This is a genomic window from Amycolatopsis azurea DSM 43854 (assembly GCF_001995215.1).
Classification (GTDB): domain Bacteria; phylum Actinomycetota; class Actinomycetes; order Mycobacteriales; family Pseudonocardiaceae; genus Amycolatopsis; species Amycolatopsis azurea.
The window spans coordinates 13,382-36,324 of the sequence record NZ_MUXN01000036.1 but is presented as its reverse complement, the minus strand read 5'-3'; the positions used below and the strand labels follow the sequence as shown (position 1 = coordinate 36,324).

Here is a 22,943-nt window from a genome sequence, read left to right as displayed (position 1 = left end):
GCGTCAGCGCGCGCGGCCGCCGGGCTCGGGGAGCCCGGCGAGAAGCAGTTCGACGGCGTCGTCCAGCAGTTCGAGCGCGGACACCCGGCCGTCGTGCTGGTACCAGTGCCTGAGTGCCGCGTTGACCGCGCCGCCGAGCGTGGACAGCAGCAGCGTCGGGTACAGGTCGGCCTTCGGGTCGAGCCCGGTGCGACGCGCGATCGCCTCGATCGTCGGCGCTACCGTGTCGTGGTTCATCGCCACCGCGCGCGAATGCAGGGTGGGGTTGTCATGGATCGCCTTCATCCGGCCGAGCCACTCTTCGCGGTTCTCGTCGACGTGGGCGAAGTCTTCCTTCAGTGCGTCGACGAAGGCGCGCGGCGCGCTGACTTCCTCCGGCGTGGCAAGGAATTTCTCGATGATGCGCTGTGACCGCTCGGCGTTGTCGGCGTGCGCGATGACGACAGCGTCCTCTTTGGACGGGAAGTAGTTGAAGAACGTCCGCGGCGAAACCCCCGCCGCCGCGCTGATGTCCTCGACCGTCACCTGGTCCAGACCGCGTTCGGCGACGAGCCGGACGGCGGTGGTCGCCAGCGCGCGGTGGGTTTCGAGCCGCTTGCGCTCGCGGAGACCTTTGGCGGGTTCGGGCATGAGCACGACGATACGCCTAAAGATGCAGATACTGCAAAATTGCAGTTTGTGAACCGTGCCACTCGCGAGCGGCGGGTTCCCGCCTGGCAGACTGCGGCGGGTGAGCGGAACGGTGCTGGTACTGGGCGGACGCAGCGAGATCGGCCTCGCGGTCGCGGAACGGCTCGCCATGGGCGGGGCGCGCGAGATCGTGCTGGCCGCGCGGCGCAGCGCGGACCTCGGTGCGGAGTCCGAGCGGCTGCGCGCCGCCGGAGCGGAGAAGGTCGACGTCGTCGAGTTCGACGCCGACGATCTGGCCGGGCACGGTCCGTTCCTGGAGAAGGTCGTCGCGGAACACGGTCCGCTGGACGTCGTCGTCACCGCTTTCGGGATCCTCGGCGATCAGGCGCGGGCCGAAGCGGACGCCGGGCACGCCGTCGCGATCGTGCACACCGACTACGTGGCTCATGTGAGTGTGCTGACGCATGTGGCCACTGTGCTTCGTGAGCAAGGAAGCGGCAGCCTCGTGGTGTTCTCGTCGGTCGCCGGGGTGCGGGTCCGGCGGGCGAACTACGTCTACGGATCGGCGAAGGCGGGTCTCGACGGCTTCGCGAGCGGCATGGCCGACGCCCTGCACGGCACCGGAGTACACCTCCTGCTCGTCCGGCCCGGCTTCGTGATCGGGCGGATGACCGAGGGCATGTCGCCCGCGCCGTTCTCGAGCACGCCCGATCAGGTCGCCGACGCGACGGTCGCGGCGCTCCGGAAACGCCGGGAAACGGTGTGGGTGCCGGGACTCCTGAGGCTCGTGTTCGCGGTGATGCGCGTGGTGCCGCGGGCGATCTGGCGCCGGATGCCGCGCTAGGAAGCGCTGCGCGATCATTCCGGCACGCGGTGTCGCGGCCGGCTGTCTCCTTGGTCACTCTTGCTGGGCCGATCGGGCTTTAAGACCCGTTCATGACATGTTTCTCAGCTAATTCCCAGCTAACGCGGTGATCCTCGAATGCGGGGGATCATTCACTGAAGCGGGGAGAAGGTCGTGCTGCTCACGTCGCGAGGACGGCGGATCGGCGGCCGCGTCGCACTGGGCCTGGTGTCGATGGCCGTCCTGGGGGTCACGGGCTACGCGTGGACCCAGCTGAGCCGGTTGGACGCGGGGATCGTCACGGCCGACGTGATCGCGCCGTCCGCTCAACTGCCCGACGGGCCGGCGGGTGAACCGCTGCGGGTGGCGCAGAACATCCTGCTCGTCGGAATCGACTCGCGCACCGGCCCCGACGGGAACCCGTTGCCACAGAACGTCCTCGACGCCTTGCACGCCGGGGACGGCGACGATGGCGGCGACACCACCGACACCATGATCGTGGTCCACATCCCGGCGGGCGGCGCCGCGGCGACGGCCATCTCCATCCCGCGCGATTCCTATGTGGACATCGCGGGCGGCCTCGGCAAGCACAAGATCAACTCGGCGTACAGCCGCGGCAAGAACGCCGCGATGAACTCCCTGCGCGCGCAGGGTCTGACCGGCGCGCAACTCGAGGTCAAGGCCAACGAGGCGGGCGCCAAACTCACGATCCAGACGATCGAGCAGTTCACCGGGCTGTCGATCAACCACTACGCGGCGGTCAACCTCGCCGGGTTCTCCGCGCTGAGCGAGGCCGTCGGCGGCGTGGAGGTCTGCCTCAAGGAACCGGTGCAGGACAAGTTCTCCGGGGCTTCGTTCCCCGCGGGCAAACAGTTGCTCTCCGGCCCGCAGGCGCTCGCCTTCGTGCGGCAGCGGCACGGGCTGCCCAGCGACCTCGACCGCATCGCGCGGCAGCAGGCGTTCCTTTCGAGCATGGCCAAGACCGTCCTCGGCGCCGGGACGTTCACCGATCCCTCCAGGCTGAGCGCCCTGGTCGGCGCGATCCAGGGTTCGGTCGTGCTCGACCGCGGCTGGGACGTGCTGAGCTTCGCGCAGCAGTTGCGGGGGATGAGTTCGGGGGCGCTGAAGTTCCAGACGATCCCGGTCCAGAGCCTTTCCCTGCCGACGCCGTCCGACGGTGACGCGGTGAAGGTGGATCCGGCCCAGGTGAAGGCGTTCGTGAAGTCCGCGCTGTCGTCGACGACCGTCGCCGCGGTGGGCGAGCCCACCGGCGGGATCGGGGTCAAGCCGGTGGCGGCGACGTCGTCCGTCGCCGCTCCGCCTTCGTCGTCCTCCTCGTCTTCCTCGTCTTCCGCGCCGCCCGCGATGGACGGCTGCGTCAACTGAGGTGCCGGCCGGTGTGGCCGTGAGTGGCCTCGCCCGGACAGCGTTGCGAAAGCCACTTTCGCAACCTTCAGTGTTGCGAAAGTGGCTTTCGCGACACCAGCTTCTCGCCAGGCCGTGACTGCGGGGACGACACGCGTGATCAGAGGGACGACACGCGTGATCAGGTGGACGACTCGCGGCGGATAGGCCGAGTGCGCGTGTCGTCCCCGCAGTCACGTGTGTCGTCCCTCTGATCACACGTGCCGTCCTACGGGTGTCGCGAAAGCCACTTTCGGGACATCAGGTGTCCCGAAAGTGGCTTTCGCGACACCTCGGAGCCTCCGCCGCACACGAGGACGCGAGACCCGCGGCGAAGGGGACTTGGCACCCGACCGGACACCTTTGCCCCACCTCGCAAGAGAACACGAATCGCCACTCACGACCGACCGGCACGAAGCCTCAGACGTCGAGCACGAGCTTGTCGCCGCGGGCCCGTGAGACGCAGGGGTAGACCACGTCGGTGCGGTCTCGTTCGTGGGGCTGCAAGACGTCGTCGCGATGGTCGGGGACGCCGTCGAGCACCGGTGTACGGCAGCTGCCGCACACCCCGTTGGTGCACGAAGCGGGTAGCCCGGGGTCGACCTCGTGAAGGGCGGCCAACAGGGTGCCGTCAGCGGGCACCCGCACGGTCCGCCCACTGCGACGGAGTTCCGCGTCGAACGGATGGCGGGATCCTTCCCTTGAAGTTGAGGCGAATCTCTCGACGTGGAGAGTCCCGTGTGGACACTCTTGCGCCACTGCCTCGATCAGCCCTGTCGGGCCACAACAGTAGACCGCGGCCCCGGCGGGCAACCGCCGCACCAGTTCGGCGAGATCCGGCCGAGGATGGGTGTCGGCCGGGTGGAGCGACACCCGGCCGGGATAGGCAGCTTCGAGCTGACCCGCGTAGGCCATCCGGTCGAGGGACCGTCCTCGATAGACCAGCCGCCACGGGACACCGGCCGCGGTGAGCCGGGGGAGCATCGGCAGGAATGGCGTGATCCCGATGCCACCGGCGATCAGCAAATGTGCCGGGGCTTCCGCGATCGGGAAGTTGTTGCGAGGCCCCCGGATCTCCAGCCGGGTTCCGGGGTGCAGGGTGTGTGCTTCCAAGGAACCGCCGCGGCCGCCGGGCTCGCGCAGCACGGCGAGCCGGTAGCGCCGTGTCTCGGCGGGGTCGCCGCAGAGCGAATACTGCCGGATCAGGCCCGACGGCAGGATCAGGTCGACGTGCGCACCGGGTTCCCAAGGCGGCAGGTCGCGATCGCCCACCGGCTCCAGTGTCAACGCGACGGTGTCTTCGGCGACCTGCCCGCGGTCGGTGACCGTGACCGTGATGGTGGACGGCGAACCGGCGTCGCGGCCCCATCTGGTCCTGCCCCACGGTTTCAGGACCGACAGGATGGTGGCGGTCCACAGCGAAATCGCGAAGCATCCGACGGTGACGGCGAGTGCGACACCTAGTGCCCCCGGCTCGGTCGCCGGGTCTTCGGTGCGTGCGACCAGTTCGGTGACCCACCTGCTTTCCACCGCCGCCGCGCCCGGGATAGCCAGGGAGATCAGGAATTTCGTCAGGACCCACCGGTGCTTGACCAGCCCCCATGGCGTGCCGAGCGACAGAACGAGACCGGTCACGATCGTCAGCACCACGCTGGGGATCACGATCACGAGGTCGAAGACGTGGAAGATCTCGTAGGCGCCGTGCCGCACGGCGTGGGTCCTCGCGAGCGATCCGGTGAGTGCGAGCGTCAGCATTCCCAGCGAAAGGCCCAGCCATCCAACGCTGATACCGATGTGCAGGACGAGCCAGATCTTCCTGGCCCGCTGGGAAAGCCGCGGGAACCGTGGCCGCAGCCCGACCACTATCCCCACCGACAGCGCCATTCCGAGGTTCGGCACGGGGTTCGGGAAGGCGAAGAGGAATTGCATCGGCACGAACGCGAGGTGGAAGCCGATGAGCAGCCTGCGCGCGCCCTGTTTCGGCAAGGCTGCGGCGCATCCGAGCGACACGGCGGCCGCCACCGCGTAGCCGATCACGCCCATCGTGCGGATCGTCGGCAGAACAGCGTCCTCGCCCGGAAACAGGATCACGATCGCGACGACGGCGAACGCCGCGAAGCCGAGTTGCCATCGTCGCGGGTGAGCCCGGGGCGTCATCTTGTGCCAGTGGGTTTTCGTCATGTGCTCAAGCGTCTTGGCCGCGCCGGGCCGATCGCATCGGCACGACGACGCGGACCGCGCGCCGATGGAGGGATTTCCGCGGTCTCCATCTACAACTTTTCACTGATGCCCGGCGGCGGCGATCGGATTACGTTGATCGGTATGCCCTCCGCGTACACGTCTTCGGCCCCCGTGCGGACACGGGTGGTCGACGGCGTGCTGGCGACCGGCTGCGCGGTGGCGACCACCCCGTTCGCGGCTTCGGGGCTCATCTACGGCTACTTCCGCTGGCAGCCCCCGCTGTGGTTCTGGCTACCGGCAGCGGTGCTGGTGGGTGTCGCGGCCTGGTTCCGGCGGGGCCGTCCGTGGTGGTTCGCCGTGACCGCGCTGGCGGGCTGGGTGGCGCTGTCCGGGATCTTCGCGGTCGTGCTCGCCCAGTACACCGTGGCCGAACGCACTCGCTCCTGGCGGCTCACCGCGGTCAGCACCGTCGGCACCCTGATCGTGGTCGGCCTGCCGATCTGGCGGCTGGGTGGGCTCGACGCGGGGCTCCCGCAATGCGTCGCCGTCTGCGTGGCCCCCGCGTTGCTCGGTCTCTATGTCGGCACTCGGCGCCAACTGATCTCCGAGATGCGTGAGCGGGTCGAACGGGCCGAGCAGGAACGGGACCTTCGGGTCCGGCAGGCCCGCAGCGACGAACGAGCCCAGATCGCTCGCGACATGCACGACGTCGTCACTCACCGCGTTTCGCTGATGGTGCTGCATGCGACCGCGCTGGAGGCCACCCGCGGCCGCGACGCCACCGCGGTCGCCGGGCGGATCGGCACGATCGGCCGCGCGGCGCTCGACGAACTGCGTTCCGTGGTGTCCGTGCTGCGCGCCGACGGCGCGGTTCCGCTGGCGCCCCAACCGGGCCTGGCCGACCTCGCCGATCTCGTGGACCAGACCCGCGCGCTCGGCGTCCCGGTCCTCCTCGACGTGGAGAGCGGCGCGCCCACTCCCGCGCTGGTCCAGCACGCCGTCTACCGGGTGGTCCAGGAGGCGCTCACCAACGTCCGGAAACATGCCGGCGACGCCGCGACCGAGGTCCGCGTGCGTCGCGAAACGGACCTGCTCCGGCTCGTCGTGCTCAACCGCGTCGGTACCGCGACCGGCCGGGAACGCGGACTGCCCGGCGGCGGGCACGGCCTGCTCGGTATCGCCGAACGGATCCGGCTCGTCGGGGGCGAACTGACCGCCGAGCCCACTGCCGACGGCGGCTTCCTCGTCGAAGCCGTCGTCCCCGTTGACGAGCGGTCCGGCCGATGATCCGCGTCCTGATCGCCGACGACGAGTGGATGGTGCGGTCCATGCTGCGCACGATCATGGAGTCCGCCGGCGACATCACCGTCACGGGCGAAGCGGCCGACGGCGCCGAAGCGGTGAGCCTGGCTCGATCCACCAGGCCCGACGTGGTCCTGTTGGACGTCCGGATGCCCCGTGGCGACGGTCTGGACGCCGCGCGCCGGCTTCGAGGGCTGCCGGAGCCACCGGAGGTCGTGGTCTTGACCACCTTCGACCTCGACGAGTACGTCGACACCACCTTGCGCGCGGGGGCCGTCGGGTTCTTGCTGAAGGATGCCACCGCGAACGACATGCTCACCGCGGTCCGGGCCGCCGCCCGCGGCGACGCGATGCTCTCTCCTAGGGTCACCCGTCGTCTGCTCGCCCGGTTCACCGAAGAGGATCCCGCCACCGGACCGCGCGCCGAAGCCGAACGACGGCTCGAGGTCCTGACCGGCAAGGAACGCGAGGTGCTCGTCGCGGTCGCTCGCGGCCTGTCCAACACCGGTATCGCCGCCGAGTTCCATCTCAGCGAGGCCACGGTGAAGACCCACGTCAGCCGGATCCTCGCCAAACTCGGGTGCACTAGTCGCGTCCAGATCGCGCTGCTCGCCCACCGCGCCGCCCTGCTCGACTAGCCCACACAGCCGCAATTAGTCCTCTGAATGCGCTTTCGGGGCGTCCCGAAACTTTCCCAAGATTCTTTTGAACCGCATCGCGCCGCCGTCCGTGTCGGTGGCGTAGGGGAGTTCCAGACAGCCTGGAACCCAGGGTGCAGGGGAGAAGGAATCGTGTTCAGCAAGCCAAAGCTCGGCAAGAGGGTCGTTTCGATCGCGGTGCTCGTCACCGCCGGGGCGTTGTCGCTCGCCGCCTGTGGCACGCAGGAAGCCGCGCCGCGGCAGGAATCGGCGCCGGTCGAGCAGGCCGCCACCGAGCTGTCGTTCCTCACCGGGACCGCGAAGGCCAACAACGCACAGCCCAAGACCGGTGACTGGGCAACGGGTTCCGACGGGACGCCCAACACCGCGGACCAGAACGTCGCCCGCAAATGGGTGCAGCTCAAGGCTTCCAAGGCGGGAGACCTCGACCCGGTGGTCGTCAACGGCGCGGGCCTGACGTTGTACCGCTTCGACAAGGACACCGCCAAGCCGTCGAAGTCGACCTGCAACGGCGACTGCGCCAAGACCTGGCCGCCGGTGCTCGTCACCCCGGGCAGCAAGGTCTTCCTGGCAGGGATCAAGAAATCCGCCGTCGGCACGGTCAAGCGCGACGACGGGACCTTGCAGCTGACCGTCGGCGGCTGGCCCGCCTACCGGTTCGCGAAGGACACCAAGCCCGGTGACACGCTCGGTCAGGGTGTCGGCGGAACGTGGTTCGGCCTCGCCCCGAACGGTCAGAAGGCGCAGGGCGGGCAGCCGGAAGAGAGCACGTCTCCGCAGAAGCCCGCGTCCAGCGCGATCCTGTTCGACGGCAAGAACTTCAGCGACGACGAGCCGTCACAGGGGCTCGCGGGCAAGGGCTGCCAGAACGTCGCCCGCCCGGACGTGACGTCGTCGGTCTCCGCCTCCGGTTCGCTCAAGCTGTGGTCCGAAAAGGACTGCGAGGGCAAGTCCCTCGTCATCGACGGTGACGTCAAGGATCTCGCGAAGCTCGGGTTCGACGACACGGTCAGCTCGGTCTTCTTCGGTTGACGGACGACAGAGACGGGAATGGTGTGATGAAACGTCGATCCGGCTGGGCGATCGTGGCGAGCCTGTCTCTGTTCCTCACCGGTTGTGCCGCGACTGTAGGGGGAGCGGCACAACCGGTGGACCCCACCCGCGTCGCCGGGCTCGAGGTCACCGACGGGCCCAGCGGCCTCAAGCCCGGCGTGCGCGACGCCGCTCTCCCGGTCGACGGCGGGGACGGCGGGGAGATCGACAAGCTCGCGGCCAACGCCGTCGCCGACGTCCAGCGGTATTGGCAGGAGCACCTGCCGGCGGTCTTCAACCGCGATTTCCGGCCGCTGGACCGACCTCGCCTCGTACGATTCGGCGGGCCGCGGCCAGGTGATCTGCGGGGCCTCGACGGCAGGGCTGGTGAACGCCTTCTACTGCGCGGGAGAGGACGTCGTCGCGTGGGATCGCGGGGAACTGCTCCCGATGCTCAACGACTCCATCGGTTCGGCGGCGGTGATGGCCGTGCTCGCGCACGAGATCGGCCACGCCGTCCAGTTCCGGCTGGGCGTCCCGGCCGCGACGCCGTCGATCGTCAAGGAACAGCAGGCCGACTGCTACACCGGGGCGTACTTCCGCTGGGTCGCCGAGGGCAAGTCACCGATGTTCCAGGTTTCCACCGGTCGCGGGCTCAACGAGGTGCTCACCGCGTTGTTCCAGATCCGCGACTCCGCCGGGGTCGCCTTCTCCGACGACGGCGCGCACGGCAACGCGTTCGACCGGGTCTCCGCGTTCCAGTTCGGCTTCACCGACGGGCCCGCCCGGTGCGCGATGATCGACGAACGGGAGATCGAGGGCCGCAGCACGCAAGGCGGTTTCGGCTCGGCCGCGGCGAACGAACGGGCGGCGGCGGCGAACGTCCGCCTCGACGACCGGCAGGCCCTCGCCGACCTCACCACCAGCCTCCGGCAGGCTTTCCGGCTCGCGGCCACCCCGCCGACGCTCACCACCGGAGCGGCCTGCGGCGTGACGACGGAGGACGTGCTCGCGTCGTACTGCTCGGAGTCCAACCAGATCGATCTCGACCTCGACGGCCTCGTCAGCATCGGGACCCCGCCGCGGAGGGGACGGCAGGGCGGCATCGGTGACTTCGCCGCGTTCGCCGAGGTCGCGTCGCGCTACACCCTCGCGGTCCAGCAGGAGGGCGGGTTCCGGCTCGACGGCCCGGTGGCCGCGCAGCGCACGGCGTGCCTCACCGGCTACTGGGCTTCGACGATCGTGGACGGGAAACGCGGGTCGCTCACGTTGTCGCCGGGCGACCTCGACGAGGCCATCGCCGAGATGCTGACGCGGAAGAGCCTGATCGCGGCGGACGTGCGAGGCCGGACGCTCCCGGCCGGTTTCGCCAGGGTCGCCGCCTTCCGTGACGGCTTCTCCTCCGGCGACCAGGGCACCTGCGGCAAGAAGTACCGCTGAACGCGCGTGAAGGCCCCCTTCCCTCGGCTCAGCCGAGGGAAGGGGGCCTTCACGCGCAAAGCGAGGCTTATACGAAGGCGCTCTGGCCGGTGATGGCCTTCCCGACGATCAGCGTGTTCATCTCCCGGGTGCCCTCGAACGAGTAGATCGCCTCGGCGTCGGTGAAGAACCGCATGATGTCGTTGTCCAGCACGATCCCGTTGCCACCGAAGATCTCCCGGCCCCAGGCGACGACCTCCCGCATCCGTGAGGTCACGAAAGCCTTGGCCAGCGACGAGTGCTCGTCCTTGAAGATCCCGGCGTCCTGCAGCCGGGCGAGCTGCACCAGCATGCCCCACGACGCGGTGATGTTGCCGAGGCTCTTCACCAGAAGGTCCTGCACCAGCTGGAACCGCGCGATCGGACGGCCGAACTGCTTGCGCTCCTTGGCGTAGTCCAGCGCGAGTTCGTACGCGCCGATCATCACGCCCAGCGCCTGCCAGGCGACGCCGCCACGGGTCGCGCGCAGGATCTCGGCGACGTCGCGGAACGAGTCGATGCCCTGCAGCCTGTTCGCTTCCGGCACCTGGACGTCGGTCAGCGTGATCTCCGCGTTCTCCACGATCCGGAACGCGAACTTGTTCTCGATCTTCACCGGGACGAATCCGGGGGAGTCCTTCTCAACGACGAAACCCTTGACGTTGTTGTCGTCCTCGTCGCGAGCCCACACGATGACCAGGTCGGCGAAGGTAGCGTTGCCGATCCATTTCTTGGCCCCGTTGAGGATCCAGGTGTCGCCCTCGCGCCGAGCTGTGGTGCGCATGCCGCCCGCGACGTCGGAACCGCCGAGCGGTTCGGTCATCGCGAACGCGCCGATCTTGTCCATCGCCGCCATCGACGGGAGCCAGCGGTCACGCTGCTCCTGGTCGCCGCCCGAGTAGATGCTGTACATCGCGAGTCCGTTGTGGACACCGAAGAACGTCGCCACGGACGGGTCCGTGCGGGTCATCTCCATCGCCATCATGCCGCTGAGCAGGTGGCTCGTGGCCGGGAGGTGCTCTCCGTAGCCCTCGTAGGGCAGGCCGGCGAGGCCCTGTTCGCGGAACTTGCCGACGAGTTCGTGCGGGAACTCGCCCTTGGCCCAGTTCTCGTTCACGAGCGGCTTGACCTCGGTGCGCATGAAGTCGCGTGCCTTGAGCAGCAGCTTGCGCTCCTCGTCCGGCAGCAGTGCTTCGTAGTCGTAGAAGTCGGCGATCAGCTGGTCTTCCCTGCTCATGTCAGTTCTCCTCCGTACGGGCACTGTCCAAAGCGGACAGCACCGCGAGCTGCTTGCGGTCGCGCGTCTCGGCGAGTTCCGAGTACGTGGAGGAGCCGTAAGCGGATTCCACGGCTTCGATGAGCCGTTCCTGTTCTTCGGGGTTCTGCGAGGGCTGCCCGAGGCCGGCCCACATCTTCTTCATCGACTTGCCGATGTGCTCGGCCATGTGTCGGTAGCCGCCGGGGCCGCCGCCCAGATGCGAGCCGAGGAACGGCCCGACCGTGGACCAGCGGATGCCGAGCGAGTTCGTCATCACCGCGTCCAGTTCGGACGGTGACACGACACCCTGTTCCACCAGGTAGATCGCCTCGCGGCTCAGCGCGTTCTGCAGCCGGTTGCCGACGAAGCCGGGGATCTCCTTGCGTTCCACCACCGGCGTGCGGCCGACGAACCGGTAGAACTCGACGGCGCGGTCCACCGCCTCGGTGCTGGTGCGCTCGCCGGGCACGACCTCGACCAGCGGGATCAGGTGCGGCGGGTTGAACGGATGTCCGATGAGGACTCGCGACGCGTCGTCGAGGTCCGTCGCGAAGGCCGTCGACGGGATCGCCGACGACGAGCTGAGCAGCAGCGCGTGCGACGGCGCCTCGCGGACCAGGGTCGCGAACAGGTCCTTCTTGAACTCGACGCTCTCGGGTCCGTTCTCCTGCACGACATCCGCGTTCCGGACGGCTTCGGCGACGTCAGTGGCGAGGTGGACGCGAGGGGCAAGGTCCGCGGCGTCCCGGCCGAGATGCGGGGCGAACGCCTCCAGTGCGCCGGCGACGGCGTCGGCGAGGTCCGGCCGCGGGTCCGAGACCCAGACCTCCATCTCGTGCGCGGCGAACAACGCCGTCCACGACAGGCCGATCGTTCCCGCGCCGATCACCGCGGCGGTGCGAAAAGTCATGACCGAGCTCCCTTCAGGTAGTCGAAGACCGGCTTGACCGGGGCGAGCGTCAGGTCGGTGAGAATGTGGCTCGCGGACACGACCTCCAGCACCGGGAGATCGGCGAGCGGCGCCAGGACGTGCTGGAACAGTTGCAGCCGAGCCGGTCCGGTCCACGCTTCCTTGACCACCACATCGGTGATCTCGGTGCGGACCAGTTCGAAGACCCGGGGCGAACCGTCGTAGTCCGGGATGGTCTTGAGCATGAACGTCGGCACGGTGATCTGCGCTTCGGCCTCACGGACGTCCAGCCGATGGTGCTTGTACCCCATGGTCGCGGTCGCGACCCGCTGGCTGCCGTAGTCGAGTGTCCCGACGAGCGCGCCGTTCTCGGGGAACAGCTTCGGCGAGCCGATGGTCTTCGGGTAGGCGCTGATTTCGCGGCCGGACGCGGTGGCCGGGAAGTTGTCGAGGTACATCGCGTGCAGGTACTCACCGCGCTCACCCTCGAAACTCACCGGGATCGCCTGCCCGGATTCGGTGTAGGGCCCGTAACCGCTGACGTCGCCCATCTTCATCACCTCGAACCGCACCAGCGGCTCGTCGATCTCCAGGGGCTCCGGGACGACGGCGCGCAGGGCCTCGGCGTCGGTGCGGTAGACGATGTTCAGGTACTCGCGGTTCGTGAACCGGGGCACGACCGGCGCGTACGCCGGGTTCGTGAGCGGGGTGGTCACGTGCCGCAGGACTTCTTGCTGCTTCATTTCACTCACCGGTCCACATAGGAGCGCGGCGTTCGGCGAAGGCCTGCATGCCCTCGCGGACGTCGGCCGACCTCATCAGCGCCGGCAGCTCCGAACGCTGGGTGGCAAACGCTTGCGCGTCGGGGACGCCGTCCGCCGCGCGGACGATCTTCTTGACCAGGGCGAGCGCCAGGGGAGCGTTCGCGGCGACCTGGTCGGCCAGTTGCAGGGCGACGGCGGCGGCCTCGCCGGAAGGGACGACGCGGTTCACGAGGCCGAGGCTGCCGGCGCGCTCGGCGCCGATCGGCTCGCCGGTGAGCAGGAACTCCATCGCCAGGTGGTGCGGGATCCGCTTGGGCAGCCGGATCACGCCACCGCCGGCGGCGATCAGCCCGCGCTTCACCTCGGGCAGGCCGAACTTCGCGTCCTCGGCGGCGACGATCAGGTCGCAGCCCAGCGCCAGTTCGAACCCGCCGCCCATGGCCCAGCCTTCGACGGCCGCGATCAGCGGCTTCGACGGCTCGGCCTCGGTCAGCCCGCCGAACCCGCGGCCGGGGATCTCCGGCGACTCGCCCTTCAGCGCCGCCTTGAGGTCCATCCCGGCGCTGAACGAGCCGTCCGCGCCGGTCAGGACCCCGGCCCGCAGGCCCGGATCGGTTTCCAGGAGGTCGAGCGCTTCCGCGAGACCGGTCGCGACGGCGGCGTTCACCGCGTTGCGGGCCCGCGGCCGGTCGATCGTGATCAGCAGCGTGGTGCCGACCCGTTCTGTCCTTACTTCGTTGGTGCTCATGGTTCTTCCTCAGTTCACAGAAGCGAGTTCGCGCAGGACGTCTTCGGTGTCCTGGCCCGGCAGGGGAGCCAGGCGCCGGACCGAACCGGGGGTCGCGGAGAACTTCACCGGGATGCCGATGGTGCGGATCGAGCCCTCGCTCGGGTGCTCTACGACGTCGAGCAAGTGACCGTCGCGGACGTACTCGTCGTCCTGCGCCTTGTCCAGTTCGAGGACCGGGGCCATCGGGATGCTGTTCTTCGCGCAGACCTCGTTCCACTCCTCCGTGGTCAGCGCCGGGGCGCATTCGGCGATCATCGCGGCCAGGGCCTCGTGGTCGGCGCCGTCGATCGCGTCGCCGTTGACCCGCGGGTCCTCGGCCAGTTCCGGCCGCCCGGCGGCGTGGAAGAAGTCGCGGAAGTTCTGCGGGTTGTAGGGGATCACGCAGGCCATGCCGTCCTTCGTGTGCACGGCCTGGTGCCCGGGGTTCATCGACGGGCCGAAGCCGGTCGGGCTCTCCGCGGGCTCGAACACGTGCCCGGCGAGGTGCTCGACCAGGTTGAACGCGATCAGCGTGTCGGTCATCGGGATCTCGACCCGCTGGCCCTCGCCGGTCCGGTCGCGGTGCACCAGCGCGGCGAGCACGGTGTAGGCGATGGTCAGGGAGGAGACCTTGTCGCCGATGATCGTCGGCAGGTAGACCGGCCTGCCCAGCGCTCGGTTCGCGACGTCGACCAGGCCGGACGACGCCTGCACGGTCTCGTCGTAGGCGGCGTGGCCCGCGCGGTCGGAGTCGCCGCGGAAGCCCTGCGCGTGGGCGTAGACCAGGCCGGGGTTGCGGGCGGCGACGTCGGCGTAGTTCATGCCGAGCCTGCTCAGCGCGCCCGGGCGCATGTTCGTGATCAGCACGTCGGCGGTGTCGATCAGCTTGAGCGCCTGCTCGCGCTGCTCCTCGTCCTTGAGGTTGAGGGCGACGCTGCGCTTGTTGCGGTTCACGTTCAGGTTGAGCGGCGTCATCCCCGGCGTCGTGCGGAACTTGCCCACCCGCACGGTGTCGGCGGGGGACTCGATCTTGATCACGTCGGCGCCGAGGTCGCCGAGGATCTGCGCGGCGTACGGGCCCATGACGACCGTCGAGAGGTCGATCACGCGAACGCCGTCCAGGGGTCCGGTGGCGGTCTGAGTCATTTTGCTTCCCTTCGCCGTTGTTCGCTCTACAACCGAAGTTAGGCGCGAATAGCGATAAAGGGAATGATCAAGAAACGAAGAATGGTATGACCACGGTGGTCATACCATTTATTGTCCGAATTGGTCGCGTTTGGTCGGCGTGTGCGGTCATTGTTGTTATTGGGGGCGGGGGCCTGTCTCAAGTGTCGCGAAAGCCACTTTCGGGACACGGAAGGATGTTCTGAAAGTAGCTTTTGTGACACGGAAGGACGCTGGTCGGGCAAGACGCGCTGCCGCTTGCGCTCGCCGGGCCTGGTCTCGCCGGAAAGTGTTGTGAAAGCCACTTTCGCAACCTTCAAACGTTGCGAAAGTGGCTTTCACAACGCCGCTTCCCGTTGGTCGCGCTGGGGTGCACTGGGTCGGGGTGGTCGTGAGTGGTAAGTGCTGTTATTGAGGGATAAGGCAAAGATGGCGATTTCGTGGTCTCGGTGGCGGATGTTCCCAATGTCGCATTTGAGTCGCTGAGCGTCTCAGATGCGACATTAGGAACAAGGACCGGGAGCAGGCGGCCCGGCGGTGTTGCGAAAGCCACTTTCGCAATATCCCAAGCAGCCATGCCGGTAAGCGAACAGGCGATCTCGCGTGATCAGGCGGCGATCACGCGAGATCCGCTCCTGAACACACGAGCTACGCCTTTGCCTTACCCCTCAATAGAACGACACTTACCACTCACGACCACCCCGACCGAGACGAGTGGTGAGCGGCCCCTCGCTACGTCGAGAGCGGCTCGGCGAAGATCTCGCGGACCCCGGCGACGAGTTCGGCCAGGTCGCCGTCCTCCGCGCGGTCACGTCGCCAGACCAAAGCGGTCTCCAGCTGGGGCCGGAAATCGGCGAACGGCAGGATGGTGGCGCCGTCGACCAGGAACAGATGCATCGGGCTGGCCGGATCGAGCATGGTGATCGAGAACGACGACCCGTTCGCCACCAGTTCGGAAATGCCCGAATACTCGGTTCCGCCGACTTTGAGCCTTTTCTTGATTCCCGCGTTCGACAATTTCCGGTCCATGTCGTCCGAATAGGCGGGAATGCTTTCCGAGGCGGACGGGATGTAGGACAGGTCACTCAATTCGGCGATGTCCACCGTTTCCCGTCCGGTGAACCGCTCGGCCGGGACGACGGCGCCGAGCCGCTCCACCTGTACCGGGACGAACTCCAAGGCGGGATCGGTGACGGGCATCCGGACCAGCGACAGCGCGAGCTTGCCCTCGTGGACCGCGGCGACCAGATCCGGCGTCGTCCCCGGCCAGCGTTTGAGTTCGAACCGGTCGTGACAGCGTTCTTCGAGCCGTTTGACGCGTTCCCGCAGCGCCGGGTGCACACCGGCGGGCATCCCGACGAACACTGTGCTCCGCTGCGGTTTCACCGCTTCCTGCAATCGCCAGGGAATCGCGTTGACCTGGTCGAGGACGTCCCGCGCGATCGGCAACAGCGCGGAACCCGCGGCCGTGAGCGTCACGTGGTGCGTGCTGCGGTCGAACAGCCTGTGGCCGAGTTCGTGTTCGAGATCCTTGATCCGCTGGCTCAGCGGGGAGGCGGCCATGTGGAGCTTCCGGGCCGCCTGGGAGAAGTTCAGTTCCTCGGCGACGGCCACGAAGTACCGCAGGTGCAACATCTCCACGTGATCACCCTAGCCGGAACGCGACGGTGAACGCGGCTCCGCCTTCCGGCGCGGGGCCTGCCGTAAGGGTGCCGCCCATACGGGTGACCAGGCCGTGGGCCAGCGCGAGCCCGATCCCCGAACCGACCGGACGGCTGTCGCGGTAGCGCTTGTTCAGCACGCCGCGTTCGAACGCGACCGGGTAATCCTCCGGCGCCAGGCCGGGTCCGCCGTCCCGTACCGCCAGCCGTGCCTGTCCTTCGGCGGCCACCAGGGAGAACACGATCGGCGCGCCCGCCGGGGTCACGCGCAGCGCGTTCTCGGCGAGCCCGTCGACGACCTGGCGGAGCCGCCGCGGATCGGCGATGACCGGGACCTCGCCGTCCGGCCGTTCCACCAGCAGCGTGACGTTCTGTTGCGCGCATCGCAGCCGCCAGACGTCGGCGCATTCGCCGACCAGCGCGGCGAGATCGAGCCGTGCCGGGTCGAGCCGGAACTCGTCGGCGCCCAGCCTCGCCAGTTCCAGCAGGTCGCTGACCAGGCGTTCCAGCCGGGCCGCCTCACGGTGGATGGTCTGCCCGGCCCGGCGCGCGTCCTCGCCTTCGGCCACGCCGTCGCCGATCGCCTCGGCGAAGCCGGTGACGGCGGTCAGCGGCGTCCGTAGTTCGTGCGACACCGACAGCAGGAACTCGCGTTGCCGCGCCTCGCTGTACTGGAGCGCGTCGGCCAGTTCGTTGACCGACTTCGCCACGTCCGCGACCTCGGACGGCCCCTCGACCGGAACGCGCAGGTCACGGCGTCCCGATCGCATCCCGTTCGCCACCGACGCGGCCCGGCGCAACGGTCGCGAGAGCATCCGGCTCAGCACCAGCCCCGCGATCGCGGCGACCGCCAGACCGGCGCCGAGCGCGAAGACGGTGTTGCGCACCAGCATCCGTCCACGCGCTTCGCCGAGCTTGGTCGATTGGACGAGCGCGAACGCGGCGCCCTTCGCTCCGACGGCGCGGCCTTCGACCAGGTACTGCTGACCCTCGACGACCACCGTGTCCGAGCGGGTGAACCCCGCCTTCGTCGCGGCGATCGACGCGACCGTCCCGGCACCGTCGAGTGACCCGTTCGGACGGCGGACGACGACGTCGATTCCTTGTCCCCGAACGACTTCCGCGGCCTTGCCGATGCCGAGCCGGTTGCCGATCCCGGTCTCGTCGAGCTGGCTCGCGACCACGTCGGCCTGCGCCGAGAGCGATTGCCGGAGCACGTCGATCCCGGTCGTGCGGATGAGGCGGGCCGCGACCAGCCCGGCGACCACCACCGCGACCGCGGCGATCGCCAGGCACACCACGGTGATCCGCAGCGCGAGCGACGTCCGTCTCATCCGGCGTCCGCCGCGTAGCCGATCCCGCGGACCGTCCTGATCGGACTGTGGCCGCCCAGTTTCCCCCGCAGCTGGGCGATGTGGACGTCGACGGTCCGCGTTCCCGCCGAAGCCGCGTAGCCCCAGACGGAACTGAGCAGCTGCTCGCGGCTGAACACCTGGCCGGGCCGTTTCACCAGATGGGTGAGCAGGTCGAACTCGGTCGACGTCAGCGCGACCTCGGTGTCGGCCGCCCAGACGCGGCGCTGGGTGACGTCGACACGGACACCGCCCGCCGTGTAGGTCTCGGCGGGCGGCGCCGCTCCGGCGGCACGGCGCAGGACGGTCCGGACCCTGGCCGAGAGCTCACGCGGGCTGAACGGTTTCGTCAGGTAGTCGTCCGCGCCGATCTCCAGGCCCAGCAAGCGGTCCAGTTCGTCGTCGCGGGCGGTCACGAACAGCACCGGCGTCCAGTCGCCGTTCGCGCGCAGCGTCCGGCAGATCTCGATACCGTCCATTCCGGACAGTCCGATGTCGAGGACGATCGCGACCGGGCGCAGCCGCCGGATCGTGCCCAGCGCCGCCCCGCCGTCCGCTTCGACCTGGACGCCGAACCCGTCCCGCCGCAGGTACAGCGTGGCGAGTTCGGCGATCGCGGGGTCGTCCTCGACGACCAGCACCAGCCCGCGTCCCGGTTGTGTCGTCACCGGCAGATCCTGTCACGGGGCCGGGTCGCCGGCCATGTCCTGCTCGATCGAGTCGAGGGTGCGCTGGACGTCGCTCAGCTCGCCCGGCGCGCCCGGTGCCGGGCTCGATGTCGGCTTCTCGTCGGTGCACGCGGACAAGGTGAACAGGGTGAGCGCGGCGAGGGTCGCGGCCAGGAGGCGTTTCACTTGCCCGCCTTGCAGTGCGCGTTCGCGAAGGCGTCCAGCTTCTGCTTCGCCGCGGTGAGCTCGGGAAGCCGTCCGCCGCGTTTGTCGGCGCGCTTCTGGAGCCTGTCCGCGGTGTCGTTGTGGCCCTTCTTGCGCTGGTCCTCGGCCCTGGCCTTGAGGTTCGCCACCGAACCGCGGACCTCGGGGCCGCCATTGACGCGGTCGGTGAGTTTCGTGGTGCGCTCGGTGAGCTTGGGCAGCCATTCGGCACACAGTTGCTGCGACTCCTCGGGGCTGAGGGTGATCGGGGCTGTTTGGGCGGAGGCGGCCGGGGCGAGAGCGACGAGGCCCGCCGCGGTCAGGCAGACGGCGATGGTGTGTTTCAGCATGCGAAGAGCGTCGCGCGGGCGGATACGAGGAATGTGGGGGAAATGTTCGGGTTTCGTAAGCGATACTCGGACGATGGGGCTGAAGACCGTGACCGCCACCGTCGTGGCGATGTTGTTGCTCACCGCCGCACCCGCCATCGCGTCACCACCCGCGTTCGTCCTGCGGGACGGCGTCAGCGAACCGGTGTTCTCCTACGAGAAGGCCATCCGCGAGACCGCCTGGGTGGAGACCGGCCAGGACCTCGACCGCGACGGCCAGGTCGACAGGGTCGCCGCCGACATCATCCGCCCGGCCGAACCGGCGGCGCGCGGGCACCGCGTCCCGGTGATCATGGACGTCAGCCCGTACTTCGAGAAGATCGGGCGCGGCAACGAGCGTCAGCCGAAGACCTACCTCTCCGACGGCACGCCGTCGCAGTTCCCGCTTTTCTACGACAACTACTTCGTGCCGCGCGGATACGCGGTCGTGCTGGTCGACGTCGGGGGCACGAATCGCTCGTCCGGGTGCTTCGACGACGTCGCGTCCGGCAACGGGGTCGTGAACTGGCTCAACGGGCGCGCGAACGCGTTCCGGACGCCGTTCGGGCCGGAGCGGGTCCGCGCGGGCTGGGCGAACGGGTCGGTCGGCGCGATCGGGAAGTCGCAGGACGGCGCGACGGCGATCGGGATGGCGGCGTCCGGGATCGAGGGCCTGAAGACCATCGTGCCGATCGCCGGGGTCAGTTCGTACTACGAGGTGCACAACGCGGACGGCGCGTACTTCGGCTGGGCGGGCGGTCCGGGGCTGTACAACGAGCGGGCCGAGAAGCTGTGCCGTCCGTTCGAGGAGGACAACGCGCGGCGCGCGGGCACAGACGGGAACTTCAACGAATACTGGCGCGGGCTCGACTACGTCGCGAAGACCGGGAAGGTGCGCGCAAGCGTTTTCGCGTCGATGGGCTTCCACGATCTCAACGTCAACCCGATCCAGTTCGGGCCCTGGTGGGAGGCGCTGAACGCGTACGGCGTGCCGCGCAAGGCGTGGCTGCACCAGGCGGCGCACGTCGACCCGTTCGACCTCGACCGCTCGCTGTTCGTGCGGACCCTGCACCGCTGGTTCGACCGGTGGCTGCTCGGCGTCCGCAACGGTGTCGAGACCGAACCCGCGATCCGGATCGAGCACACCCCGGACCGGTGGGCCGACGAACGCCGCTGGCCGCCTGCCGGTGCGAGATCGCGCACTTTGTGGCCTTCGACGTCGGGAGGGCTCGGGAGCCGGCCGTCGTCAGGCGCGGCTTCGGTGACCGAAGACCCGGCGCGTGGGGCGTCCCAGTGGGTGGAGAACCCGTCGCAGGCCAGCCCGGACCGCGTCGTCTTCGCGGGTGAGCCGGTGCGCGCGGACACCCGGATCGCCGGGACCGCCACGGTGACGGTGACCGCCCGTTCCGACAAGCCGAGCGCGCGGCTCGGGGCGGTGCTGGTCGACTACGGTCCCGCGACCGCGCGGAACACGAAATTCCCCGCGCTGGGCACCAAGGACCTGACGAGCCGGTCCTGCTGGGGCGCGGGAACGGCCGCGGACACCGGGTGTTTCCTCGACACCGTCGCCGATCTGACCACCGTGGACAAGCGGATCGTGGCGACCGGCTGGGCGGACCTCGGCCACCACAGGTCGTTGTGGCGGGGCGAGCCGCTGGAGCCCGGCAAGGCGTACACGATGACGTTCCGGTTGAGCAGCCTCGACCACGTCGTCCCGGCCGGGCACCGGCTGGCGCTCGTGCTGGGCGGCACCGACGCGGACATGTTCGACCCGGCGCTGCCCGCGCCCGGTGCCCGGGTGACCTTCGAACTGGGCGGGACTTCGCTCTCGGTCCCGGTCGCCTCCTCGCGTGGGTGATTCTGGCTATCGTCGGAATCATGAGCCTGCCCGACTTCTGGCTGCGCCGACCGGCCATGCCGGCGTCGGCCGCGCTGCGGGAGCGGTTCGACGCGACGCTGGACGAAGCGCTCGCGGCCGGTCCCGACCGACCCTTCGACTACCGTCTCGACGCTCCGAAATGGCAGTTTCTGTGCCACGCCGCCGACCGGGCGGACTTCGTCCTGCACGGCTCGGGCGACTCCGGCATCACCGAATTCGTGCCACGACAGCCGCCGGACATCACGGACTTCGGCAGCAGGCACGCGGTGTTCGCCGCGGCCGACGGGATCTGGCCGATGTTCTACGCGATCCTGGACCGCGACAGCCTGCCGGTGTCGATGTGCAACGCGTGCGTGCGGGCCGGTGGCGAGGCCCGCTATCACTTCTCCATCAGCGCGCCTGCCTTGGCTCGGCGGCCGTGGCGGACCGGCACGGTGTACCTGCTGCCGTCCGCGACGTTCGAACTCGAGCCGGCGGACGGTGAGATCCGGCCGACCCAGGCCGCCAGCCCGGTGCCGGTCCGGCCGGTCGCCAAGCTCACTGTCCGGCCGGAGGACTTTCCCTTCCTCCACGACGTCCACGGCCATCAGGACGAGGAGTTGCTGGCCAGGGCCGCCGCCGCGCCGGACGGCTTCCCGTGGCACGAACCCGGGTGACGATTCGAGGGGGTCGTGAGTGGCGATTCGTGTTCTCTTGAGAGGTAAGTCAAATATGGCGTGATCGATCCCTGTCAAACTGACCTTCTTCGCCGCATCAAGGCATGGTTCTGGACTGACCAGTGAGGCCGACTGCGCCCCGAGTGTCCACATAGGACGCTTGGCGGCTACTGGGTGTCCGATTGATGTCGGTATGAACGGTTTTGTGCGGGGTCGTGAGTGATAAAGAGGGTTAGAACGCTCCTTATCACTCACGACCCCTGCGCAAAGCCACACAAAGTACCCAAAACGGGCGCTCCTGCGGGAAGGAAAGTCCCTTGTGGACAGCCGAGGTCGCGATCGGCTCCTGTGGACCAGTTCAGGCCGCACCTCGAAGACCCTGCCCTGAAGTCAACGGAGAGAGCCTGCTCAACAAGAGGCTCGATCGCGCCATATTTGCCTTACCCTCAACAACCTGAATCGTCGCGCACGACCCGCCGTACCGACGCTGACCGGGCGGCACCGGGTGTTGTGAAAGCCACTTTCGCAACAATCAGCGTTGTGAAAGTGGCTTTCACAACGCTTCCTGACGAGGCCACCAGCCCGGAGGGCAGGCGTCGCCCAGCAGCCCGCAAGACACCTTTGACCTTCGGCTCAAGAGCCCGAGTTCGCCACTCACGACGAGCAGAGAAGGAGACCGCATGGCGAAGATCCAGCGCATTTCCGCGAACGGCCACACGAGCGCGAGCCCCGAGGCCGTCTACGCCCTCCTCGAAGACCGCGAGCACTGGCCCGACTGGTCCCCGCTGGGCAAGTTCCGCGTCCTGGAGACGGGTGACCGGAACGGCCTCGGCGCCATCGGCGTCTTCAGCACGAACGGCGTCAACGCCTGCGAAGAGGTCATCGCGCTCGAACCCGGCAAACGCTTCGGCTACACGCTGCGCAAGGGGATGCCGCTGCGCGACTACCGCGCGTACGTCGACCTCACGCCCGCGCTCGGCGGCACCGACATCCACTGGCACGCGTCGTTCGTCCCCAAGATCCCCGGCACCGGAGGGCTCTACCGCCGGTTCCTCGGCCGCTTCTTCGGGCGCATGGTCGACGGCCTCGTGGCGCGGGCCTCGCGAGGCGCCCCATAAAGTAGGCGCATGGCAGCCCCACGACGCACGCAGGAGGAACGCAGCGCCGCGATGCGCGTCAGGCTGCTCGACGCCACGATCGACTGTCTCGTCGAGTACGGCTACGCGGGCACCACGACCACCCGTGTCGCGGATCGCGCCGGGGTGACCCGCGGCGCGCAGGTGCACCATTTCCCGACCAAGACCGACCTCGTCACCTCCGCGATCCGGCATCTCGCGGCCAAGCGCACCGAGGTCGCGATGGCCGAGATCGACAGGCTCAAGGCGTCGGCCGACCCGGTCGGGGACGCGTTGCAGCTGCTGTGGGAGATGCACCAGGGCCCGGTCTTCTCGGCGACCGTGGAGCTGTGGGTGGCCTCGCGGACCGACGCGGAACTGCGTGCCCAGATGGCGGTGGTCGAGCCGATCGCGACGAGCAGCCTGGTCGATTTCGGCAAGGCGCTGCTGCCGGACCATTCGGCGCATCCGGAGTTCCTGCACGCGGTGTACACGGCGATGGACGTCGTCCGCGGCATCCTCATCGCCAGCTGGGCGACCCGCGACCAGACCGAGCTGGAGGCGCGCTGGGAGCGCGGCCGCCGTCACCTGATCCTGTTGTTCGAGACGCTGATGCAGCCCGCTCGCTCCCACTAGGCATGTTACTCTCCCGGAGAGAGTGAGGA

General features: G+C 68.8%; 22 protein-coding genes. 10 read left to right on the top strand and 12 right to left on the bottom strand.

Annotated features, from left to right (window positions below):
- Nucleotides 1–3: 3 nt before the first annotated feature.
- The gene (locus B0293_RS40890) at nucleotides 4–630 is read right to left on the bottom strand and encodes an acyl-CoA-like ligand-binding transcription factor (RefSeq protein ID WP_039919663.1); all 627 of its coding nucleotides are present in this window, start codon (nucleotides 628–630) and stop codon (nucleotides 4–6) included.
- 100 nt (nucleotides 631–730) lie between these two features.
- Here B0293_RS40890 and B0293_RS40885 point away from each other — a divergent pair, with 100 nt between their 5' ends.
- Both B0293_RS40885 and B0293_RS40880 read left to right on the top strand, forming a co-directional pair.
- On the top strand, nucleotides 731–1,474 hold the full coding sequence (locus B0293_RS40885) for an SDR family NAD(P)-dependent oxidoreductase (protein WP_039919646.1): 744 nt from the start codon (nucleotides 731–733) through the stop codon (nucleotides 1,472–1,474).
- Nucleotides 1,475–1,648: 174 nt separating this feature from the next.
- The gene (locus B0293_RS40880; protein WP_005166613.1) at nucleotides 1,649–2,860 is read left to right on the top strand and encodes an LCP family protein; all 1,212 of its coding nucleotides are present in this window, start codon (nucleotides 1,649–1,651) and stop codon (nucleotides 2,858–2,860) included.
- Nucleotides 2,861–3,298: 438 nt separating this feature from the next.
- Here B0293_RS40880 and B0293_RS40875 read toward each other — a convergent pair whose 3' ends face one another.
- The gene (locus B0293_RS40875; RefSeq protein ID WP_005166616.1) at nucleotides 3,299–5,059 is read right to left on the bottom strand and encodes a PDR/VanB family oxidoreductase; all 1,761 of its coding nucleotides are present in this window, start codon (nucleotides 5,057–5,059) and stop codon (nucleotides 3,299–3,301) included.
- Nucleotides 5,060–5,200: 141 nt separating this feature from the next.
- Here B0293_RS40875 and B0293_RS40870 point away from each other — a divergent pair, with 141 nt between their 5' ends.
- The 4 genes from B0293_RS40870 (at nucleotide 5,201) to B0293_RS40855 (ending at nucleotide 9,492) form a co-directional block, all read left to right on the top strand.
- Nucleotides 5,201–6,346: a sensor histidine kinase gene (locus tag B0293_RS40870; RefSeq protein WP_143254759.1), complete on the top strand. Its 1,146-nt coding sequence runs from the start codon at nucleotides 5,201–5,203 to the stop codon at nucleotides 6,344–6,346.
- Complete coding sequence (locus B0293_RS40865) at nucleotides 6,343–6,999, top strand: response regulator (protein ID WP_005166621.1); 657 nt, start codon at nucleotides 6,343–6,345, stop codon at nucleotides 6,997–6,999. Before B0293_RS40870 ends, B0293_RS40865 begins: the two co-directional genes overlap by 4 nt.
- Before the next feature lie 153 nt (nucleotides 7,000–7,152).
- Nucleotides 7,153–8,052, top strand: coding sequence for a lipoprotein (locus tag B0293_RS40860; RefSeq protein ID WP_005166623.1), 900 nt, complete (start codon nucleotides 7,153–7,155; stop codon nucleotides 8,050–8,052).
- Nucleotides 8,053–8,439: 387 nt separating this feature from the next.
- Nucleotides 8,440–9,492: a neutral zinc metallopeptidase gene (locus B0293_RS40855; protein WP_005166625.1), complete on the top strand. Its 1,053-nt coding sequence runs from the start codon at nucleotides 8,440–8,442 to the stop codon at nucleotides 9,490–9,492.
- 67 nt (nucleotides 9,493–9,559) lie between these two features.
- On the opposite strand, the gene B0293_RS40850 is transcribed toward B0293_RS40855, so the two are convergent.
- From B0293_RS40850 to B0293_RS40810, 10 genes are all read right to left on the bottom strand, one after another.
- Nucleotides 9,560–10,747, bottom strand: coding sequence for an acyl-CoA dehydrogenase family protein (locus tag B0293_RS40850; RefSeq protein WP_005166626.1), 1,188 nt, complete (start codon nucleotides 10,745–10,747; stop codon nucleotides 9,560–9,562).
- Nucleotide 10,748: 1 nt separating this feature from the next.
- A complete protein-coding gene (locus B0293_RS40845) occupies nucleotides 10,749–11,678 on the bottom strand; it encodes a 3-hydroxyacyl-CoA dehydrogenase NAD-binding domain-containing protein (RefSeq protein ID WP_005166628.1) in 930 nt (309 codons plus the stop codon).
- Nucleotides 11,675–12,421, bottom strand: a complete 747-nt coding sequence (locus B0293_RS40840) for an acetoacetate decarboxylase (RefSeq protein ID WP_039919648.1) — start codon at nucleotides 12,419–12,421, stop codon at nucleotides 11,675–11,677. The genes B0293_RS40845 and B0293_RS40840 overlap by 4 nt, the downstream gene beginning before the upstream one ends.
- Before the next feature lies 1 nt (nucleotide 12,422).
- A complete protein-coding gene (locus B0293_RS40835) occupies nucleotides 12,423–13,190 on the bottom strand; it encodes a crotonase/enoyl-CoA hydratase family protein (RefSeq protein ID WP_005166631.1) in 768 nt (255 codons plus the stop codon).
- A 9-nt stretch (nucleotides 13,191–13,199) separates the two neighbouring features.
- The gene (locus B0293_RS40830) at nucleotides 13,200–14,357 is read right to left on the bottom strand and encodes a CaiB/BaiF CoA transferase family protein (RefSeq protein ID WP_005166633.1); all 1,158 of its coding nucleotides are present in this window, start codon (nucleotides 14,355–14,357) and stop codon (nucleotides 13,200–13,202) included.
- A gap of 750 nt (nucleotides 14,358–15,107) precedes the next feature.
- Entirely contained in the window at nucleotides 15,108–16,016 is a 909-nt protein-coding gene (locus B0293_RS40825) for a LysR family transcriptional regulator (RefSeq protein WP_005166635.1), read from the bottom strand.
- Between the two features lie 4 nt (nucleotides 16,017–16,020).
- Complete coding sequence (locus B0293_RS40820) at nucleotides 16,021–17,370, bottom strand: HAMP domain-containing sensor histidine kinase (protein ID WP_005166637.1); 1,350 nt, start codon at nucleotides 17,368–17,370, stop codon at nucleotides 16,021–16,023.
- Nucleotides 17,367–18,056 (bottom strand): response regulator transcription factor, encoded by a 690-nt coding sequence (locus B0293_RS40815; RefSeq protein ID WP_005166639.1) that lies wholly within the window; start codon nucleotides 18,054–18,056, stop codon nucleotides 17,367–17,369. The genes B0293_RS40820 and B0293_RS40815 overlap by 4 nt, the downstream gene beginning before the upstream one ends.
- 12 nt (nucleotides 18,057–18,068) lie before the next feature.
- Nucleotides 18,069–18,242, bottom strand: a complete 174-nt coding sequence (locus B0293_RS43845; protein ID WP_005166640.1) for a hypothetical protein — start codon at nucleotides 18,240–18,242, stop codon at nucleotides 18,069–18,071.
- Nucleotides 18,239–18,610 (bottom strand): hypothetical protein, encoded by a 372-nt coding sequence (locus B0293_RS40810; protein WP_005166641.1) that lies wholly within the window; start codon nucleotides 18,608–18,610, stop codon nucleotides 18,239–18,241. Before B0293_RS40810 ends, B0293_RS43845 begins: the two co-directional genes overlap by 4 nt.
- A 73-nt stretch (nucleotides 18,611–18,683) precedes the next feature.
- On the opposite strand from B0293_RS40810, the gene B0293_RS40805 reads away from it, so the two are divergent.
- The 4 genes from B0293_RS40805 (at nucleotide 18,684) to B0293_RS40790 (ending at nucleotide 22,914) form a co-directional block, all read left to right on the top strand.
- Nucleotides 18,684–20,486 carry a CocE/NonD family hydrolase gene (locus tag B0293_RS40805; protein WP_005166643.1) on the top strand — a complete coding sequence of 601 codons (1,803 nt, stop codon included), beginning with the start codon at nucleotides 18,684–18,686 and terminating at the stop codon, nucleotides 20,484–20,486.
- 20 nt (nucleotides 20,487–20,506) lie between these two features.
- The gene (locus B0293_RS40800; protein WP_039919649.1) at nucleotides 20,507–21,163 is read left to right on the top strand and encodes a hypothetical protein; all 657 of its coding nucleotides are present in this window, start codon (nucleotides 20,507–20,509) and stop codon (nucleotides 21,161–21,163) included.
- Nucleotides 21,164–21,843: 680 nt separating this feature from the next.
- On the top strand, nucleotides 21,844–22,281 hold the full coding sequence (locus tag B0293_RS40795) for an SRPBCC family protein (protein ID WP_005166646.1): 438 nt from the start codon (nucleotides 21,844–21,846) through the stop codon (nucleotides 22,279–22,281).
- Nucleotides 22,282–22,332: 51 nt separating this feature from the next.
- Nucleotides 22,333–22,914 (top strand): TetR/AcrR family transcriptional regulator, encoded by a 582-nt coding sequence (locus B0293_RS40790; protein WP_005166648.1) that lies wholly within the window; start codon nucleotides 22,333–22,335, stop codon nucleotides 22,912–22,914.
- The last annotated feature ends 29 nt before the right edge of the window (nucleotides 22,915–22,943 follow it).

What these genes read in the sequence shown, in the direction of transcription:
- B0293_RS40790 (WP_005166648.1), top strand. Translation starts at nt 22,333, where the DNA reads ATGCGCGTCAGGCTGCTCGACGCCACGATCGACTGTCTCGTCGAGTAC.
- B0293_RS40810 (WP_005166641.1), bottom strand. Translation starts at nt 18,610, where the DNA reads ATGCTGAAACACACCATCGCCGTCTGCCTGACCGCGGCGGGCCTCGTC.
- B0293_RS40850 (WP_005166626.1), bottom strand. Translation starts at nt 10,747, where the DNA reads ATGAGCAGGGAAGACCAGCTGATCGCCGACTTCTACGACTACGAAGCA.
- B0293_RS40805 (WP_005166643.1), top strand. Translation starts at nt 18,684, where the DNA reads ATGGGGCTGAAGACCGTGACCGCCACCGTCGTGGCGATGTTGTTGCTC.
- B0293_RS40795 (WP_005166646.1), top strand. Translation starts at nt 21,844, where the DNA reads ATGGCGAAGATCCAGCGCATTTCCGCGAACGGCCACACGAGCGCGAGC.
- B0293_RS40830 (WP_005166633.1), bottom strand. Translation starts at nt 14,357, where the DNA reads ATGACTCAGACCGCCACCGGACCCCTGGACGGCGTTCGCGTGATCGAC.
- B0293_RS40845 (WP_005166628.1), bottom strand. Translation starts at nt 11,678, where the DNA reads ATGACTTTTCGCACCGCCGCGGTGATCGGCGCGGGAACGATCGGCCTG.
- B0293_RS40835 (WP_005166631.1), bottom strand. Translation starts at nt 13,190, where the DNA reads ATGAGCACCAACGAAGTAAGGACAGAACGGGTCGGCACCACGCTGCTG.
- B0293_RS40870 (WP_143254759.1), top strand. Translation starts at nt 5,201, where the DNA reads ATGCCCTCCGCGTACACGTCTTCGGCCCCCGTGCGGACACGGGTGGTC.
- B0293_RS40890 (WP_039919663.1), bottom strand. Translation starts at nt 630, where the DNA reads ATGCCCGAACCCGCCAAAGGTCTCCGCGAGCGCAAGCGGCTCGAAACC.
- B0293_RS40820 (WP_005166637.1), bottom strand. Translation starts at nt 17,370, where the DNA reads ATGAGACGGACGTCGCTCGCGCTGCGGATCACCGTGGTGTGCCTGGCG.
- B0293_RS40865 (WP_005166621.1), top strand. Translation starts at nt 6,343, where the DNA reads ATGATCCGCGTCCTGATCGCCGACGACGAGTGGATGGTGCGGTCCATG.
- B0293_RS40875 (WP_005166616.1), bottom strand. Translation starts at nt 5,059, where the DNA reads ATGACGAAAACCCACTGGCACAAGATGACGCCCCGGGCTCACCCGCGA.
- B0293_RS40800 (WP_039919649.1), top strand. Translation starts at nt 20,507, where the DNA reads ATGAGCCTGCCCGACTTCTGGCTGCGCCGACCGGCCATGCCGGCGTCG.
- B0293_RS40840 (WP_039919648.1), bottom strand. Translation starts at nt 12,421, where the DNA reads ATGAAGCAGCAAGAAGTCCTGCGGCACGTGACCACCCCGCTCACGAAC.